Source organism: Mesorhizobium sp. M0037 (assembly GCF_040323635.1).
GTDB lineage: Bacteria > Pseudomonadota > Alphaproteobacteria > Rhizobiales > Rhizobiaceae > Mesorhizobium.
This window is the reverse complement of the sequence record NZ_JAMYVB010000019.1, coordinates 47307-65182: the sequence shown is the minus strand read 5'-3', so window position 1 is coordinate 65182 and position 17876 is coordinate 47307. Positions and strand designations below refer to the sequence as shown.

At 62.7% G+C, this 17876-nt stretch carries 14 protein-coding genes; 7 read left to right on the top strand and 7 right to left on the bottom strand.

The window, feature by feature from the left end; genetic code table 11:
* Positions 1–103: 103 nt before the first annotated feature.
* From NKJ78_RS24805 to NKJ78_RS24785, 5 genes are all read right to left on the bottom strand, one after another.
* Positions 104–250 carry a hypothetical protein gene (locus NKJ78_RS24805; RefSeq protein WP_023686592.1) on the bottom strand — a complete coding sequence of 49 codons (147 nt, stop codon included), beginning with the start codon at positions 248–250 and terminating at the stop codon, positions 104–106.
* A 78-nt stretch (positions 251–328) separates the two neighbouring features.
* The gene (locus NKJ78_RS24800; protein ID WP_023683047.1) at positions 329–583 is read right to left on the bottom strand and encodes a GlsB/YeaQ/YmgE family stress response membrane protein; all 255 of its coding nucleotides are present in this window, start codon (positions 581–583) and stop codon (positions 329–331) included.
* 105 nt (positions 584–688) lie between these two features.
* A complete protein-coding gene (locus NKJ78_RS24795; RefSeq protein ID WP_023683046.1) occupies positions 689–895 on the bottom strand; it encodes a hypothetical protein in 207 nt (68 codons plus the stop codon).
* 81 nt (positions 896–976) lie between these two features.
* A complete protein-coding gene (locus NKJ78_RS24790; protein WP_352460455.1) occupies positions 977–1597 on the bottom strand; it encodes a ribonuclease D in 621 nt (206 codons plus the stop codon).
* Between the two features lie 77 nt (positions 1598–1674).
* Complete coding sequence (locus tag NKJ78_RS24785) at positions 1675–3060, bottom strand: M20/M25/M40 family metallo-hydrolase (protein ID WP_352460454.1); 1386 nt, start codon at positions 3058–3060, stop codon at positions 1675–1677.
* Between the two features lie 445 nt (positions 3061–3505).
* Between NKJ78_RS24785 and polA the strand changes: the two genes are divergently transcribed.
* Both polA and NKJ78_RS24775 read left to right on the top strand, forming a co-directional pair.
* Positions 3506–6433, top strand: coding sequence for a DNA polymerase I (gene polA / locus NKJ78_RS24780; RefSeq protein WP_352460486.1), 2928 nt, complete (start codon positions 3506–3508; stop codon positions 6431–6433).
* A gap of 7 nt (positions 6434–6440) precedes the next feature.
* A complete protein-coding gene (locus NKJ78_RS24775; RefSeq protein WP_023691986.1) occupies positions 6441–6929 on the top strand; it encodes a macro domain-containing protein in 489 nt (162 codons plus the stop codon).
* A gap of 8 nt (positions 6930–6937) precedes the next feature.
* On the opposite strand, the gene NKJ78_RS24770 is transcribed toward NKJ78_RS24775, so the two are convergent.
* On the bottom strand, positions 6938–7342 hold the full coding sequence (locus NKJ78_RS24770; RefSeq protein WP_023686595.1) for a Fur family transcriptional regulator: 405 nt from the start codon (positions 7340–7342) through the stop codon (positions 6938–6940).
* 295 nt (positions 7343–7637) lie between these two features.
* On the opposite strand from NKJ78_RS24770, the gene NKJ78_RS24765 reads away from it, so the two are divergent.
* The 5 genes from NKJ78_RS24765 to amrB all read left to right on the top strand — a co-directional run bounded on the left by NKJ78_RS24765 (position 7638) and on the right by amrB (position 15953).
* The gene (locus NKJ78_RS24765) at positions 7638–9857 is read left to right on the top strand and encodes a caspase family protein (protein WP_352460452.1); all 2220 of its coding nucleotides are present in this window, start codon (positions 7638–7640) and stop codon (positions 9855–9857) included.
* Positions 9858–9958: 101 nt separating this feature from the next.
* Positions 9959–10339 carry a hypothetical protein gene (locus NKJ78_RS24760; protein ID WP_245261352.1) on the top strand — a complete coding sequence of 127 codons (381 nt, stop codon included), beginning with the start codon at positions 9959–9961 and terminating at the stop codon, positions 10337–10339.
* On the top strand, positions 10336–11049 hold the full coding sequence (locus tag NKJ78_RS24755; protein ID WP_023700125.1) for a DUF4760 domain-containing protein: 714 nt from the start codon (positions 10336–10338) through the stop codon (positions 11047–11049). Before NKJ78_RS24760 ends, NKJ78_RS24755 begins: the two co-directional genes overlap by 4 nt.
* A 33-nt stretch (positions 11050–11082) precedes the next feature.
* On the top strand, positions 11083–14085 hold the full coding sequence (locus NKJ78_RS24750) for a hypothetical protein (RefSeq protein ID WP_352562660.1): 3003 nt from the start codon (positions 11083–11085) through the stop codon (positions 14083–14085).
* Between the two features lie 149 nt (positions 14086–14234).
* Complete coding sequence (amrB, locus tag NKJ78_RS24745; RefSeq protein WP_023751424.1) at positions 14235–15953, top strand: AmmeMemoRadiSam system protein B; 1719 nt, start codon at positions 14235–14237, stop codon at positions 15951–15953.
* Between the two features lie 29 nt (positions 15954–15982).
* Here the strand turns inward: amrB and NKJ78_RS24740 are convergent, their stop codons facing one another.
* Positions 15983–17785, bottom strand: a complete 1803-nt coding sequence (locus NKJ78_RS24740) for an MORN repeat-containing protein (protein ID WP_352460450.1) — start codon at positions 17783–17785, stop codon at positions 15983–15985.
* Between the last annotated feature and the right edge of the window lie 91 nt (positions 17786–17876).

The window sequence follows — 17876 nt, the reverse complement described above, 5'->3', positions numbered from 1 at the left end:
CCTTAAGAATTTCTAAAATCCGCTGCCGCCAACTGGGTCCGAAAGGCGCATCCTCGCGGCCTGTCTGCCGCAAAAGGCAGAGGCCCTGGCTACCCCGAATATTTCAATTCTGCTGGATCGAAATGCCCTTGTCGTCGATCTTCAGTTCGACGCCCTTGGGCTTAGTCTGTTCGTGATAGACATATGCACCGAGCGCGATGACCACGACAACGAGCGCGCCGACAAGGAGATAGAGAGTGTTCTGTTTCACGGCGCGCTCCTTTTGGAGCAATCCCAGGAAAGCGCAGGCTTTCCGCTGAGGAATTGCGTTCAGTAAAAACTTCGAGCGTCACGCTCGCTTCAGAACCTTGACCAGCACCAGCAGGATGACGGCGCCGATCGTTGCGTTGATGATGGCAGCCAGAATGCCGCCTCCGATAGCGAAGCCGAGCCTTGGAAATAGCCAGCCGGCGATGAGGGCGCCGATAATGCCGACGACGATGTTGCCGATCAGGCCGAAGCCGAAGCCCGAGACGATGAGGCCGGCGAGCCAGCCGGCAATGGCGCCGATGATGATGAAGATGAGAAGGCTTTCGATGCCCATGACGCGTTCCTCCAGGAAGAGAGGCTACGGAGCGGAAGACCCCGAATCGGCCTCGATATCAAGGACTTCAGGCTATGCGAAAGCAGTTGCACCCGCCAGCGGCGCTCATTGGTCGTCGTCATCGTCGCTGGAGACTGGCCGCCAGCTGGTCGGGTCGACCTTTTTCTGGGTATCGCTGTCGGTGTAGACCCACCAGGCGCCGTCGCGATATTGCCCGACGGATTCGCTGACGACGCCGGCGCCGTCCTTCCACAGGACAGTGACCTTGGAGCCATCCGTCGGGGCGGTCGCTATCGGTTTGCGGTCTGCCACGTCATCCCCCTCATTGAGTCGACAGAAACGCCACGACGCGTGTCTGGTTCCAAGGCTGCCGGAAGCGTTATCCGAAGGCCATCAGCTGTGGGCAAAAATATCCTCTTCGTCCCAACCCATCAAATCGAGCTTGGCACGCGTCGGCAGGAAGCGGAAGCAGGCGTCGGCTTCCTTGGTGCGCCCGTCCCGCGCCAGGCGTCCAGCCAGCACCTCGCGCAGACGGTGCAGATAGAGAACGTCGGAAGCGGCATATTCGAGCTGTTCGGGCGACAGGGTCTCGGCCGCCCAGTCCGACGATTGCTGCGCCTTCGACAGGCCGACGCCGAGCAGTTCGAAGCAGATGTCCTTCAGCCCGTGCCGGTCGGTATAGGTGCGGGTCAGCCGCGAGGCGATCTTGGTGCAGAACACCGGCTCGGGCATCACCCCAAATGCATTGTACAGCACGGCGAGGTCGAAACGGCCGTAATGGAAAAGCTTGGTGATGCCGAGGTTGCGCAGCAGGCTGACGAGGTTCGGCGCTTTCTTCTGGCCGGGCGCGATCTGGATCACGTCGGCGGAGCCATCGCCGGGCGAAATCTGCACCACGCACAGCCGGTCGCGGTGCGGGTTCAAGCCCAGCGTCTCGGTGTCGATGGCCACCGCGTCGACATTGTAGTGGGCGAGGTCGGGCAGATCGTTCTTGTGGAAGCGGATGTCGGCCATGGTTTTCTCCGGATCGCGGCGTAACCCGTCCTCGCCGCGATCCGCTGAAAAATCAACAAGAAAACTTCCCAGCCTCCTCAGCGTGTCAGCGCATCGAGAATGCGCGCCCAGGAGCGCTGGCCCTTGTGGAAGGAGGTCAGCTCGTATTTCTCGTTGGGCGAGTGGATGCGGTCGTCGTCGAGGCCGAACCCGACCAGCAGCGATTCCATGCCGAGATAGGTCTGGAAGTCGCCGACCACCGGTATCGAGCCGCCGCTGCCCGTCGTCACCGCTGGCTTCGGCCATTCATCCGACAGCGCAGTCTTGGCCTTGGCCAGGAATGGCGAGTCGTAGGAAAGCTGAATTGCCGGCCCGCCGCCATGCGGGTGGAATTCGACCGAACAGTCCCCGGGAATGCGCGCCTTGACGAATTTCCGGAAAGCGGCGCGGATCTTCTCGGGGTCCTGCTTGTGGACGAGGCGGAAGGAGATTTTGGACGACGCTTCCGCCGCGATCACCGTCTTGAACCCCTTGCCGGTATAGCCGCCGATGATGCCGTTGAACTCGGCCGTCGGCCGCGCCCAGGTCAGTTCCATCACCGAGCGGCCTTTTTCGCCCGACGGGATCGACAGGCCGATCGGTCCGAGGAAGGTTTCGGCGGTCTCGCCCAGAGTTTCCCATGATTTCAGGATCTGCGACGGCGTTTCCTCGACCCCGTCATAGAAGCCGGGAATGGTGATGTGGCCGTTCTCGTCATGGATGTCGGCGAGGATTTTCGCCAGGATGCGGATCGGGTTGGCGGCGGCGCCGCCATAGAGGCCCGAATGCAGGTCGCGATCGGCAGCCTTGACCGTGACCTCCTCGCCGACCATTCCGCGCAGCGAAACGCAGATCGACGGCGTTTCGCGGTCCCACATGCCGGTGTCGCAGACCAGAGCGAAATCGGCCTTGAGTTCCTCGGCATTGGCCTCGAGGAACGGCTTGAGCGACGGCGAACCGGACTCCTCCTCGCCCTCGAACAGGATGGTGATGCGGCAGGGCAGATTGCCATGCACCTGCTTCCAGGCGCGGCAGGCCTCGACGAAGGTCATCAGCTGCCCCTTGTCGTCGGCCGAGCCACGGCCGGTGATTACCTTGTGACCGGGCTCGATCTCATTGACCGCCGGCGCAAACGGGTCGTTCTCCCAAAGCTCGATCGGATCGACCGGCTGCACGTCGTAATGGCCGTAAAACAGCACATGCGGCGAACCGGCGGGGCCTTCATGGTGCGCAACCACCATCGGGTGTCCCGGCGTGTCGCGCACCGAAGCGTCGAAGCCGATCAGCTTGAGGTCCGCCACCAGCCATTCGGCGGCCTTGCGGCAGTCGGCGGCATAGTCTGAATCGGTGGAGATCGACTTGATGCGGAGCAGGCCGAACAGGCGCTCCAGGCTCTGGTCGAGATTTTTGTCGAGACGGTCGAGGACGGGGGTGATTGTGGACATGTCTTGCGGGCCTTTCTTTTCGGTGGCCGAACCGTAAAGGCAGCGCATCAAAACGAAAAGCCCGCGATCGTTGGACCACGGACCGTAAACACTTGTCAGAAGGCAAAAAAGAACCGCCGTGGTGGAGGGGAACCACGGCGGTCTTTTACTCGAAACGATGCGGCAGCCCGGAGAGGGGGGATAGGCTGCCGCAATTGTCCGGGATAGGCGGGGGACGGGCCTTGCTCCGGACTCGGCGAAAACTGCCGATGACCTTTATTTGTGTCTCGGATCGTGGCGTTTCAAGGGCACAAAAATTACACTTTTGTAACATAGCCGTGAGCGCCGAGGCAAACAGCAGCAGGGCCTATTGGCAGGCAGGCTCTGTCAGCATGTCGCCGCAACACCTGTTGGAAGCCCGCCTTTGCCATGGACCGCGCCGTCCTGCCGCGCTATCCCTGCCGGCATGAAAAAAGGCGACCATCTCTTCCTTATCGACGGCTCCGGCTACATCTTTCGCGCCTATCATGCGCTGCCGCCGCTGACCCGCAAATCCGATGGGCTGCCGGTCGGCGCGGTCTCCGGCTTCTGCAACATGTTGTGGAAGCTGATGCAGGACGCCCGCAACACCGATGTAGGAATTGTACCGACGCATTTAGCGGTCATTTTCGATTATTCGTCGAAAACCTTCCGCAACGATCTCTACCCGGAATACAAGGCCAACCGCAACGCACCGCCCGAAGACCTGATCCCGCAATTCGGTCTGATCCGCCAGGCAACCGTGGCCTTCAACCTGCCTTGCATCGAGATCGAAGGCTACGAGGCCGACGACCTCATCGCCACTTATGCCAGGCTGGCGTGCGAGGCCGGCGGCGACACCACTATCATCTCCTCTGACAAGGATCTGATGCAGCTGGTCGGACCCACGGTCGGCATGTACGACCCGATGAAGGACCGCCAGATCGGCATCCCCGAAGTCATCGAGAAATGGGGCGTGCCGCCGGAAAAGATGATCGACCTGCAGGCGCTGACCGGCGACTCCGTCGACAATGTGCCGGGCGTACCCGGCATCGGGCCGAAAACGGCGGCGCAGCTTCTGGAACAGTTCGGCGACCTTGACGGGCTGCTCGCCCGGGCCAGCGAGATCAAGCAGGACAAGAGGCGCGAATCCATCATCGCCAATGCCGACAAGGCGCGCATATCGCGCCAGCTGGTGACGCTGAAGAACGACGTGCCGGTGACCGACGGGCTCGACGATTTCGTGCTGCATGCGCCGGATGGGCCGAAGCTGATCGGCTTTCTCAAAACCATGGAATTCACCTCGCTGACCCGCCGCGTGGCCGAGGCGACCAGCACCGAAGCCGGCGATGTGCAGGCTGTCGCCGTCACCGTCGAGCGCGCCGACACCGCGCACGGCCCCGATGTCGGTTCCGGCATAGCGGCGCCTGCGGCAACACAGGATGAAGCCAAAACCGAAACCGCCAGGGCCGGCGACGCCCCTTCGCTGCTTGCCGCACTTCGCCTGGAAACGGCCACCGCGGCCAAAATCGATCCCGCCGCCTATGTCGCCATCCGCGACACGCCGACGCTCAAGGCCTGGCTGGCCCAGGCCAAGGAGACCGGAACCGTCGCCTTCGACACCGAAACCACGTCTTCCGATCCGATGCTGGCCGACCTCATCGGTTTCTCTCTGGCGATCGGCCCCGGCCGCGCCGCCTATGTGCCGCTCGCCCACAAGAGCGGCGCCGGCGACCTGCTCGGCGGCGGCACGCTGGAGAACCAGATTCCGGTCCGCGAGGCGCTGGCGCTGCTGAAGCCGCTGCTGGAAGACAAATCGGTGCTCAAGATCGCCCAGGACGCCAAATACGACATCGTCGTCATGAGCCGCCACGGCATCGATATCGCGCCCTTCGACGATACTATGCTGATCTCCTATGTGCTCGATGCCGGCACCGGCCACCACACTTTGTCCTCGCTTGCCGACAAATGGCTCGGCCATGCCACGACGCCGCTCAAGGATCTCGCGGGCTCCGGCAGAAGCTCGGTCGGGTTCGACCAGGTCGACATCGACCGGGCGACCGCCTACGCCGCCGGCCATGCCGACGTAGCGCTGCGGCTATGGCAGGTGCTGAAGCCGCGGCTGGCCGCCAAGGGCCTGGTCTCGGTCTATGAGCGGCTGGAGCGGCCGCTGGTGCCGGTGCTGGCGCGGATGGAGCAGCGCGGCATCTCGGTCGACCGCCAGATCCTGTCGCGGCTCTCCGGCGAGCTGGCGCAAGGCGCCGCACGCCTGGAAGAGGAAATCTACGGCCTTGTCGGCGAGCGCATCAACATCGGGTCGCCAAAGCAGCTGGGCGACATCCTGTTCGGCCGCATGGGCCTGCCCGGCGGCTCCAAGACCAAGACCGGGCAATGGTCGACTTCCGCGCAGCTTCTGGAAGACCTCGCCGCCGAAGGCCACGAACTGCCGCGCAAGATCGTCGACTGGCGCCAGCTGACCAAGCTGAAATCGACCTATACCGACGCGCTGCCGGGCTTCATCCATCCCGACACCAGGCGCGTCCACACCTCCTATGCGCTGGCCGCGACGACCACGGGCCGGCTGTCTTCCTCCGACCCCAATCTGCAGAACATCCCGGTGCGCACCGCGGAGGGACGCAAGATCAGGACCGCCTTCATCGCCGACAAGGGCCAGAAACTGGTCTCGGCCGACTACAGCCAGATCGAATTGCGCGTGCTTGCCCACGTCGCCGAAATCCCGCAGTTGAAGCAAGCCTTCGCCGATGGCGCCGACATCCACGCCATCACCGCCTCGGAAATGTTCAACGTGCCGGTCGAAGGCATGCCGTCCGAAGTGCGCCGCCGCGCCAAGGCGATCAATTTCGGCATCATCTACGGCATCTCGGCCTTTGGGCTGGCCAACCAGCTGTCGATCCCGCGCGAGGAGGCCGGCGCCTACATCAAGAAATACTTCGAGCGTTTCCCCGGCATCCGCGACTATATCGAGGCAACAAAAGCCTATGCCCGCGAGCATGGCTTCGTCGAAACCATCTTCGGCCGCCGCATCCACTATCCTGAGATCCGGTCGTCAAACCCGTCGATCCGTGCCTTCAACGAGCGCGCCTCGATCAACGCCAGGCTGCAAGGCACCGCTGCCGATATCATCCGCCGCGCCATGGTGCATATGGACGAGGCGCTGGAAAAGGCCGGCCTGTCCGCCCGCATGCTCTTGCAGGTGCATGACGAATTGATCTTCGAGACGGTTGAAGCGGAAGTCGAGGCGACGATCCCCGTGGTGCGCAGGGTGATGGAGAACGCGCCGATGCCGGCCATCTCGATGTCGGTGCCGCTGCATGTCGATGCCCGCGCAGCGAACAACTGGGACGAGGCGCATTGAAGGTGCGATGATTGTCTTTGTCACCGGAGACCTGCTGGCCGCCCAGGAAAGCTATATCGCTCAAGGCGTGGCAGAGGGCAATCAAGAGGGCCTTGGCACCGGACTTGCGCTGAAGATTTCGAAAAAGTGGCCGAATGTGCAGGCTGCGTTCAAGAAATATGCTCGGACCGGCAGGTTTATTGGGGGTCATATCTGGACATTGGAGCCAGACGGCAATCAGCCGGGCTTCATTTATCTGGCAACCCAGCCAGATATGTATCACGCCACGCTTCCCTATTTACGGAAAGCAGTTCGCGGGCTTGTGAAATGGGCCGACAAAAACCGGGTAGAATCCATCGCCTTGCCAAAAATCGGGTCTGGGCTTGGCAAATTATCTTGGCTCGACGAGGTGAAACCCCTGCTTATGGAGCAGCTAACACCTGGGCCTACGCGGTACGTCGTCTATGAGACATTCTTGAACGAATTCGAGAATAGCGCACCGCCTCGGCTCAAGTAGGAAGCAAGCTAAGCCGCCTCAGCCAGGCACTTGGCACACGTCCCCCGAAACTCGATGACCGCCTTCTTCGCAGCAAACCCGGTCGAGCGCACCCATTCGTCCAGCCGGTGGCCGACGTCATGGTCGGACATCTCCATCACCTGCCCGCATGTGTCGCAGATAGCGAAGGCTGTCATCGAATGCGTATGGTCGTGCGGTTCGGCGCAGGCGACGAAGGAGTTGAGGCTTTCCAACCGGTGCACGAAGCCTGACTTCACCAGGCTGTCGAGCGCCCTATAGACCTGTAGCGGCGCGCGGAAACCGCGCTCGCGCAGCTGGTCGAGAAGCGTATAGGCGCTGAGCGGTCCGCTGGCGGCCTCAAGCTTTTCGAGCACGCTCAGCTGATTCTTCGTCAGCACATCCCTTGCCGCCATGATCCCGTTTTCCGATCGTTTAGAGCATGATGCCGAAAAGTGTGAAGCGGTTCTCGGACGACATCATGTTCTATCTGTTTGATCCAGCGCCGCTCGCAAATCATTTCTGCCATGCGGCGGTCTCAATTCCCTTGAGATAGCGATGAAGCAGGCTTTTTGCCACTGTTTCCGTTATCGCCATCGACACCATGACCACCACCGCCGATTGACGGCACCGACCACATTCAAAATACTGACAAAATTCGCGACGAAAGGTGCCGCACTTGCAAATTCGATCGGGCTTGGGGAAGCAATTATGATCAAACTGACACGACGGACGCTGCTCGTCGGCACGTCGGCGCTTGTGGCTGCCGGTACGGTTTCGTTCCGCGCTCTCGCCGCCTCGCGCACCTATCACGCGCTGCTGGTTGCCTGCACCGACTATCCGAACCTGCCGCAGAAGAACTGGCTGATCGGGCCGAAGAACGATGCCGGCCTGGTGCGCGACTATCTCCTGAAGAACACGCCCGATCCGGTGAAGTTCTCGGCCGAGAATGTGATCCTGCTCGCCAAGGACGTCGAAGGCGCCAACGGCCCGCCGACGCATGCGGCGATCAAGGCCGCCCTTGCCGACCTCGCCGGCAAGGTGCAACGCGACGATTTCGTCTATCTGCATCTGTCGGGCCACGGCGCCCAGCAGCCGCAAGCCAAGGCCGGTGACGAGACCGACGGCCTCGACGAGATTTTCCTGCCGTCCGATATCGACAAATGGATCAACCGCGAAGAGGGCGTGCCGAACGCGCTGGTCGACAACGAGGTCGGCGCCGCACTCGACGCCATCCGCGACAAGGGCGCCTTTGTCTGGGTGGTGTTCGACTGCTGCCATTCGGGCACCGCGACGCGCGCCGCGGAAGTCGATGACGAACTGGAGCGCAAGGTCGAGTTCGCCGACCTCGTCGGCGGCGACAACGCGGCGAGAGCAGCGGCGGTGAAGGCCTATGACGACATCTCGGCAAGCGCATCGCGCGGTTTCGACGAGAATGGCGGCCGCAAGCCGGCCTTCAACCTGACGCCGACCGGCGCAGAGCCGATCGCCAGGGGCAAGCTGGTCGCCTTCTATGCCGCGCAGACGGTCGAGACGACGCCGGAAATGCCGCTGCCCAAGGGCACGCCCGACGCGCCGCGCTTCGGCCTGTTCACCTTCACCATCCTGTCGAAATTGGCCGAGAACCCCAACGTCACCTATCGCCAGCTCGGCCAGGCCGTGCTGCAGCAATATTCGGCCGACGGCCGCACAAGGCCGACGCCCCTGTTCGAGGGCGAACTGGACGCCCGCGTGTTCGGCACCGACAAGACCGACGCCGTCATGCAATGGCCGATTGCCGTCAAGGACGGCGATGTCGCGATCGGCGCCGGGCTGCTGCAGGGTCTGACCCCCGGCAGCAAGCTCGCCATTTTGCCTTCGGCGCTGTCGAAGCTCTCCGACGCCGTCGGCTATCTCGAAGTGAAATTGGCAAAAAACCTCGAAAGCCAGCTCGCACCGGTCGAATTCGACGGCAAGCCGGCGCTTGCGCCGACGGCGGTGCCCGCCGGCGCCTATGCGCGCGTTGCCGAACTCGCAGTCGACTACAAGCTGCTGGTGGCAAAGCCGGCGCCGACCGCAGGGCTCGATAAAGAAACCGAGCTGGTCAATTCGGTTCTGGACGAATTGGTGGCGAAGCCGAAGTCCGGCTTCCACATCGCGCTGGTCGAGCCCGGCAAGAGCGCCGATCTGCGGCTTGCGGTGCTGCGCGAAAAATCCATGGACGGCGCTGCCGCCAACGCCAGCGACGAACCGGCGCTGTGGTTCCTGCCGGCGTCCGGCGACATCAGCTTGAAGGACGGCAGCAAGCCGCCGCGCATCGTCATCCATCAGGATGGCCGCGACAAGCTTGCGGAAAACACAGCCAAGAACCTGACCACGATCTTCCGCGCCACCGGCCTGTCGCGGCTCGCCGCGGCGTCCGACTACCGGCCGGACGAGGTCAGCGTCCAGTTCCTGATCAAGCGCCAGGACAGCGATGTGCTGGAGCCGATCGAATCCTCGACGGTGCCGCGCGTTTCGCCGGGCGATCAGGTACACATTGCGGCCAAGAACGGGTCCGACGAGTTCGTCGACATCAACGTGCTCTACATCGGCAGCGACTATTCGATCACCCATATCGTCGCCGAGCGGCTGGCGCCGATCAACCAGCAGGCCGATCAGGGCCTGAAGGAAGGGCTGCTCGCCTTCACCGACACCAGCTTCGGCATGGAGCGCATGATTGCCGTGCTGACCGAGGCGCCGCCGCAGAGCGAGAAAGAGGATCTGAGCTTTCTTGCCCAGGAAGGCGTGCGCGCCGTGACGCGTGCCGCATCGGGAACGCCTGGTTTTTCCGACATGCTGGCCGACATCGGCATGGCGCCGGCGACGCGCTCGGTGATGCGGCTTGCCGACGAGAGCGGTCCCAAAGGCGCGGTGATGATCTTCCCGATGGAGACGGTGCCCCGCGCCTGACCTGACATCGCTTCGCCGGCTCTTGCCGGCGTGATATATGAACATTCCCGGCTCGCGACACTTCTATGCGCCGCGGCTGAATGCAACAGATGAGGACATCAGTGACTATCCCCGTGCTCTCCTGGCGTGCAGCGACGGCCGGCCTTGCCGGAAGCCTGTTGCTGGTTGCCAGCGCCTCGGCGGACGAGAATTGCGGCCTGTGCGCCAAGCAGATCGTCACCAACTCCGAGCTCGCCACCTGCTTTCTCGACCAGTACGACCAGATCGCCAAGACCGGCAACACGGCCGTTGTCGTCGATCTCTCCAGCTGCGCCTCGCGCGGCGTGGTCGAGCCCTTGCCGTCACCCAGCAAGGCGGCTGCCGAACCGGACGTGCAGTTCATGATTTCGCGCACGCAGCTCGATTGCCTGAAAAAGAAGCTGGAGACACCCGGCATCGTGCTCGATCCCACCGCCATTATCCGACTGGACAGCTGCGGATGAAAAAGCCGGGGGGCACTGCAACGCAAAAATCGCCAGCCACATCGGCGCCGGCACCGGCCAAGAAGCCGGCGACCTTGCCCGAAACCACCGAAGGCTTTCCGTGGCCGAGCAGTCACGAGATCAAGAAGGAAGCCAACCCGTTCACCGACCGCGACTGGCGCATGCTGATCTATGCCTGGTCGGGTCTCGCCGTGCGCCTGGCGATCGTCTTCACCTTGGGCTTCTCGGTCTTCCAGTTTCTGGCAAACCAGGAACAGAAGCGCGTCGAGCAGACGATGTCGCTGGTCGAGCTTTGGGAAAGCAAGGATTTTCAGCAGGCGCAGCGCGCGCTCAAGGAGCGCCTCTCGTCGCTCAACGCCAAATACGACAATCTGCTCAGCGCCACGCCGTCGCCGACCGAGGAACGGGTCTTCCGGCAACGCATTGGCATTGAGGCGATGACTGCCGGCGGCGGCACCATGCCGATCGCCGATTTCAACGACAATTTTGATCGCATCGTCTATTTCCTCAATCGTCTCTCCATCTGCGTTGAGGGCAAGCTCTGTTCGCGCGATGTCGCCGATGCCTATTTCCGCGACTATGCGGTGTCGTTCTGGAGCTATTTTGCCGGCTACATCGAAAAAGAGCGCAAGGCCGGTTCCGCCAGTTATGCCCAGGCGATCGAGAATTATGTGCGTCACGGGTCGGCGCCGCCCGCCGACTCCAAATAGCGGCGCAACAAGGTGCCGGGCAGCTCCCATCCCTTGCGTGCTATCCGGTGGCTAATCCTGGTCGGTCTTCTGGCGTTAACGTCAACCGCCGGTGCCGAGGACCTCGATTTCCACCTCGATCTCAACACCGGCGGCCACAGCGCCAGGGTCACCGACCTTGCCTTCACGCCGGACGGCGAGGAACTGGTCTCCGCATCTGACGACAAGACCATCCGCATCTGGGACTGGCAGAGCGGGGTGACGCTGCGCACCATTCGCGGCTATCTTGGCAATGGCAATGACGGCAAGGTCTTTGCGATTGCCGTGTCGCCGGATGGCAAGACGATCGCCGCCGGCGGTTATTTCGGCGCCGGCATCGGCGACAAGCCCCCTTATGGCGATATCAGGCTGTTCGATTTCGCCACCGGCAGGATCAAAACCGTGCTCAAGGCCGCCGACTATGCCATCTATGATGTCGCCTTTTCACCCGACGGAAACACGCTCGCCGCCGGCGGTGGCGATGGTTTCGTCTACCTCTGGCGGGCGGACGACAAATCCGCGTCGGGCTGGACGCTGGCGGAAAAATTCGATGCCGATTCCTGGCGTGTGGAAAAGCTCGCCTTCGCCGCTGCGGGAACCCGGCTGGCAGCGACGACCACCGACAATGGCATCCGGCTCTGGGACGTCGCCAAGTCAGAGGAAATCGCTTTGCCCGCCGAGGCCGAACCGCTGCGCGATGTCGGCGTCGCCGCACTCGCCGTGTCATTGGATGGCAGCCTGTTCGCCACCGGCAGCAAGGACGGCGACGTCCAGCTCTGGCAGGCCAGCACCGGCAAATTCGTCCGCGCCATGCCGAAGCAGGATTTCCAGATCGGCGCTCTGAGCTTCGCGACGGGTTCGCGGCTTGTGGCGTCATGCAGCTATCGCTGCGCCGACAAGCATCGCTCGGTGGTCTGGAATACCGACAGCGGCGAGCAACTGCTCGACTATAACGGCCATGACGGCACGGTCTTTGCTGGCGCCGGCAATGCCGACGGCTCGCTGGTGGCGACAGCCGGCGGCACCCGCAACGCCATCCAGGTCTGGAACCCCATGACCGGCGAGCGCAAGGCGCTGCTGCAAGGGGTCGGCGAACCGGTGACGGCGATCGGGATCGATGCGGCGAGCAGCTCCATCGCTTGGGGCAACACCAACCCCTGCCCTGAACGCGTGTCCTGTCCCGAGCTGCAGGGCACGCTGGACAAGGTGCTGGCGCTACCGACGGCCGAGCGGTTCTTCGAGGACCCGGTGGCGTTTGCGGAACAGGGCGCCTATGCCCGCGCGGCACTCGCAGAGGGTGAGTGGTCGCTCCGTGCTGCCCCCGGCGGCAAGGACGGCCTGGAGAATGCCGTGCTCGAAATCGCGAGCGGCGGAAAGGTGATGCACAGCATCGAGAATGCCGCCACCAATGGCTTCGTCCATTCGGCTTACACGCTGATCGGCAATGGGCTTGGCCTGATCACCGGCGGCAGCGACGGCACGCTGTTGGAATACAAAACCGCGACCGCCGAGCTATCGGGTGAATTCACCGGCCACACCGGCGAGATCAACGCCATGGTTGCCGCCGAGAAGGAAGGGCTGTTGGTCACCGGCAGCGCCGACCAGACCGTGCGGCTGTGGAATTTGAAGACACACAAACTGATAGTGTCGATGTTCTTCGCCGGCTCCGAATGGATCGCCTGGATGCCGCAGGGCTACTATTATTCCTCCGCCGACGGCGACAAGTTGATAGGCTGGCACGTCAATCAGGGTCGCGACCACGAAGGGCGTTTCATCAGCGCCGGCCAGCTGAAAAAATATCTCTGGAGCCCGGAAATGGTGCGCCGGGCCATCATCCTGCGCAGCGCCGAACAGGCGGTTCAGGAAATGCGCCCCGGCGTCGACCGCCAGCTGGAAAAGCTGCTCGAGCGCAAACCGCCGGAATTCGGCATCAAGCTTGCCGCCGACCAGAGCAACGTCCGCGAGGGCTATGTCGCCGTCGAGATTTCGGGCGCGCAGGAAGCCGGCGCCGATGTCGCCGGATTTTCGATCCTGTCGAACAGCCGCAATGTCGGCAATGTCACGGCGCGCTCGGCCGATGGCGGCAAGAGCACCATCGTCGAAGTGCCGGTCGAGAATGGCGAAAATACCATTCGCATCACCGGCACCAACGAGTTCGGCTATCTGACCGAGCGCAGTGTCACAGCACTTGGCAGGAAAACCGAAAAGCCCGCCAACAAGGGCAAGCTCTACGTCGCCGTGATCGGCGTCGACAAATATCCTTTCCTCACCGATGCATGCGCCGGCCACGCCTGCGATCTGCGCTATCCCGTCGATGACGCCACCGAATTCCTCAAGGTGATCTCGCAGAAATCCGCGCCCTTGTTTTCGGCGATGGAGACCCTGGTTCTGGTCAACCGCGAAGCGCTGGATGAGGCGCCCGATTCCGGCAAGGACGTGTTCAAGGTCGCCAGCGCCGACACCGTCCTGGAACCGGATTCCGACACGATCAACGACCAGCTCGCCGACTTTCTCGACAGACCCGGCGAGAACGACACCACCATCATTTTCGTCGCCGGTCACGGCATCAACATCGACGAAGATTATTATTTCATCCCCACGGACGGCCGCAAACAGGATGCCGACCGCTGGAAGCGCTCCTCGCTGGTCGACTGGGGCGACATCCAGAAATCGGTTGAGCGGGCCAAGGGCATGCGCTTCATGCTGCTCGACACCTGCCACGCCGCCAACGCCTTCAACCCGCGCCTGGAAAAAGACGCGCAGGACGCACGCATCGTCGTCTTCTCGGCCACCGCTGCCAACAACACCGCCGCCGAACTGCCCGAGCTCGGCCATGGCGTCTTCACCTATTCGATCCTCGAAGGCCTGCGCGGCCGGGCCAAGACCTCCGACGGCGGCGTGACGCTGTTCGGCCTCGCCGACTACATCTCGCGCGAAGTGCTGCGGCTGACCGCGTCCAAGCAGAAGCCGTTCTACTATGTCGGCGGCGTGGAGAACATTGTGCTGGCTGAGCCGTGAGAGGTCGGCACCCAGGCACCCGCCTCTGGCCTGCCGGCCATCTCCCCCGCAAGGGGGGAGATCAGTCTCTTCATTGCTGGAGATCTATTTTCAAGGTTGGTGATTGGCGAAAGTCGAGGCGACATCCAATCTCCCCCCTTGCGGGGGAGATGTCCGGCAGGACAGCGGGGGGTGCCTGGGCACGGACCAGCATTCTGATCTTTGCCACCGCCTTGCTTATCCTCTCAGTGCTTCAAGCGTCTGCCGCCCCCATCACCTGCCCGCCCGGCGACACAAACTTCCCGTCCTTCTACTCCGACCCCACACTCTTCACCGACGCCATCGCCGCCGTCGCCAGAATCGAGCCGTCCAACCAACGCCTCACCGGCATCACAGTCCCCCACCACCTGCTCGTCGCAGATCTCGTCGCACTCGGTTTCCACGCCGCGTCCGGCTTCCGCTACAAGCGCATCGTCATCCTGTCGCCGGACCATTTCCATAAGACGCAGAAACTCTTCGCCACCACGACGCGCGGCTTCGACACTGTGCTTGGCCCGGTCCTGGCCGACACGGCAGCCCTGCGCCTTATCCAGGCGAACAGCGAGATGGTCGAGGACTCCTGCCTCTTCGCCAAGGAGCACGGCGTTCAAGCCATGCTGCCCTTCCTGCACCATTATTTTCCCGAGGCAACCATCGTGCCGGTGGCGATGTCGGTCAAGGCGAAGCGCGGCGACTGGGACCGGCTGGCGCAGGCGCTGAAAGCGATCGTCGACAAGGACACGCTGATCGTCGAATCCACCGATTTCTCACATTATCTGCCGCAGCACGAAGCCAGGCGTTTCGACCAGCAGACGCTGAACATGCTCGCCGCCGGTTCGCTCGACGGCATCACGGCGCTGCGCCAGCCGGATCACGCCGATTCGGTCGGTGCGCTCTATATCCAGACCAGGCTGCAGCGCGAACTGTTCGGTGCTGCGCCGCTGGTCGTCGCCAACGAGAACTCGCAGGCGCATTCAAGCGACTATGTCGAGCGCACCACCAGCTATGTCGTGGCGCTGTTCGGCGCCTTCGGCCCCGGCATCAACAATCCTGCCCGTCCCGACGACAAGCTCTACTATTTCGCGGGCGACGTGAATTTCGGCCGCGCCATGAAGAAGATCCTGGTCCGCGACGGTGTTGCCGAGAAGATCGTCGAAAGCGTGCTGGCCCTGACCCGCTCGCGGCCGCTGATCGTCAATCTCGAAGGCGTGATCCTGCCCAACGTCCCTGAGGCGATCGACGACATGACGCTGGCCATGCCCGCAGACCTCGCCATCGACATGCTCAAGAAATTGCATGTCGCCGCTGTCAGCCTCGCCAACAATCACGCCTACGACCTCGGCCCGTCAGGCTATGCCGAGACGCTGGCCGCACTCGATGCGGCCGGCATCGCCCATTTCGGCCAGGGCGAGACGCTGGCGCTTGCCGATCTCGACTTGGTCGGGCTGACCGACATCGATACCAACGGCTCCAGGAACACCGACCTTCTGACGCCTGCTTTGCTCGACCGGCTGCTGCACGACAATGCCGAGCGGCCGGTGATTGCCTTCGTCCATTGGGGCCGCGAGTACAAGACGGAGCCGTCGCCGCACGAGGAGATGCTTGCCGACCAGATGCGGCTGCGCGGTGTCACGGCAATCGTCGGCGGTCATCCACATGTATCGAGCGAGGCGATCCTGCCGCTCGGCGGTGGCGATGTTGCGGAGATCTATTCGCTCGGCAATTTCCTGTTCGACCAGAAAGCCGAACGATCGTCCGGGTCGATGCTGGAACTCAGGGTGTTCAGCCAGGGCACGATCTTTGCCCGGCTGATCCCGCTGCCCAATTTTTTCGAGATGGGCTCGAAATGACGCGATTCCCGAAAGGACGTGACAGGACCTCAACAGCCTTGCAGATCTTCCGGCAGATAGCAGACCGCCGGCTTGGTGCTGGTTTCGAACAGCGACTGCTTCGGCCTGAAATAGAAGAACGTGGCCGGCTTGCTCTCGCGTGTGCTGCCATCGGCGAAATGGGCGGCGATGCTGAAGCGATGGATCGACGACATTGACGACCACATTTTCAGCCGTGCCGTGTAGGCGCTGAGATTCTTGTTGCCGCGCACCGGCATGGGGATGCTGTAATCGGTCTTGCCGATCGGAAATTCGATGTTCTGGTAGCGCAGCGCTTCGGGCGACGCGCCGCCGCCATCGCCGCATTCGGCGAGCGATTCTGGGACCTCGATGCTGACCAGCGAGACGATGACGCGAAACGGCTCGCTCTGCTGGTAGACAGCGCCCTGATCGTCCGCCCAGGAATAATCGAGCTTGCCAATCCCGGTCACGCTCATTTTCTCGACGCTGCCGCTGATGTAATCGGCAACGTCGCCGAATTTGACCTTGTTGGCCACCTGGGCGCGGCAGACATCCAGGCTGTCCCTTGACGGGCAAGTGAAGCGCTCGGTCTCGAGCGTGGTTGTGTCGACGCCGGCTTCAATCAGCACGTTCTTGATCGAGACGTCGACGCCGTCGCCGAAAGTGCCGATGTCCTTCGTGAACGTGCGGCTCGGCTCGCCGGTCGCGTTGTCCTCCTCGTCGGTCCTGGTGAACTGGATCGACATCTTCATGTCTTTCACTTCGCCCCAGCCATTGTTGACGATCGAGAAGTCGGGGCGGAAGCCGACGCAGCCATAATGCTCGCTGATCGACAGCATCGGCTTGCGGTAGGCCTCGCTCGCGGCCACCTTCATTTCCAGGCTGTCGATCTTGACCCTCGACTGGTCGGTGGTCTTGAGGTCGACTTCGGCGAAGGCCGGCGCCGTCTCCCAGTCCATGCCTTCATAGACATTGCCGGTACGAATCTCTGCGGTGCCGTTCCAGGCATCATTGTACTGGTCCGACACCGGATAGATCGCGATGTCTTCGTCGCGCACGAGATGCTGGTACTGCATGTCGGCCTGCTGCGTCATGCGCTGGTCGACGGCAATGCCGATCTCGACCTTGTCGGCGGAACCGCCGCCGGTCTGCGCCTTGAGCAACCCGCCCACTCTGGCATCGGCCAGCACGTCGGGGCGCGCACCGCCGATCTCCTTGCCCATCGCCCATTGCGACCAGTAGACGGTGCCGCCGGGCAGCCGGGTGCGGCCCTTGCCGTCCTTCAGCCCATCGGCAAAAGAGCCGACGAATATCTCGCCTGTCTTCGTCTCCAGCCTGCCCTCGCCATTCGGCACACCGGCCCTGAATTGCCCTTCATAGCGATTGCCGTCGGCATCGACATGGATCGCATGGCCGTCGAGCTGGCCGGCGACCCAACGGCCGTCGAGAACCTCGCCTGAACGCAGCTCCAGCCGGCCTTGTCCTTCGGGGCGGCCATTCCTGATCTCGCCGAAATAGCTGGAATAGATCGTCTTGGGGTCATAGCTCGCCGAGCCGCGTACGCGCCAGACCAGCCTGCCCTTGCCGTTGACGGTGCCGTCGGCTGCGACGGTGCGGTCCGGCGACACGCCGGCTGCCGGCTCCCAGGTGAAATCAAGACCCAATTCCGGGTGGGAATCCCAGACCCGTACATTCTTGCGCAGCACCGAACGTGTTTCGCTTTTATAGAGGATTTGCACCCGCTCGGCCCAGGCGCCATCGGGTGTGGCACCGCCTTGATCGGCCATAGCGGAAAAGCATGTCAGTGCGGCCAGCATGGATGCAGCCGCCATCGCTTTGACTCCGAAGATCATTCTTGCCCGCGCCATCTTACCCAACCCCTTGGATCGCCTAGCGTAAGCACCGCTGTAACACAGTGCAAGA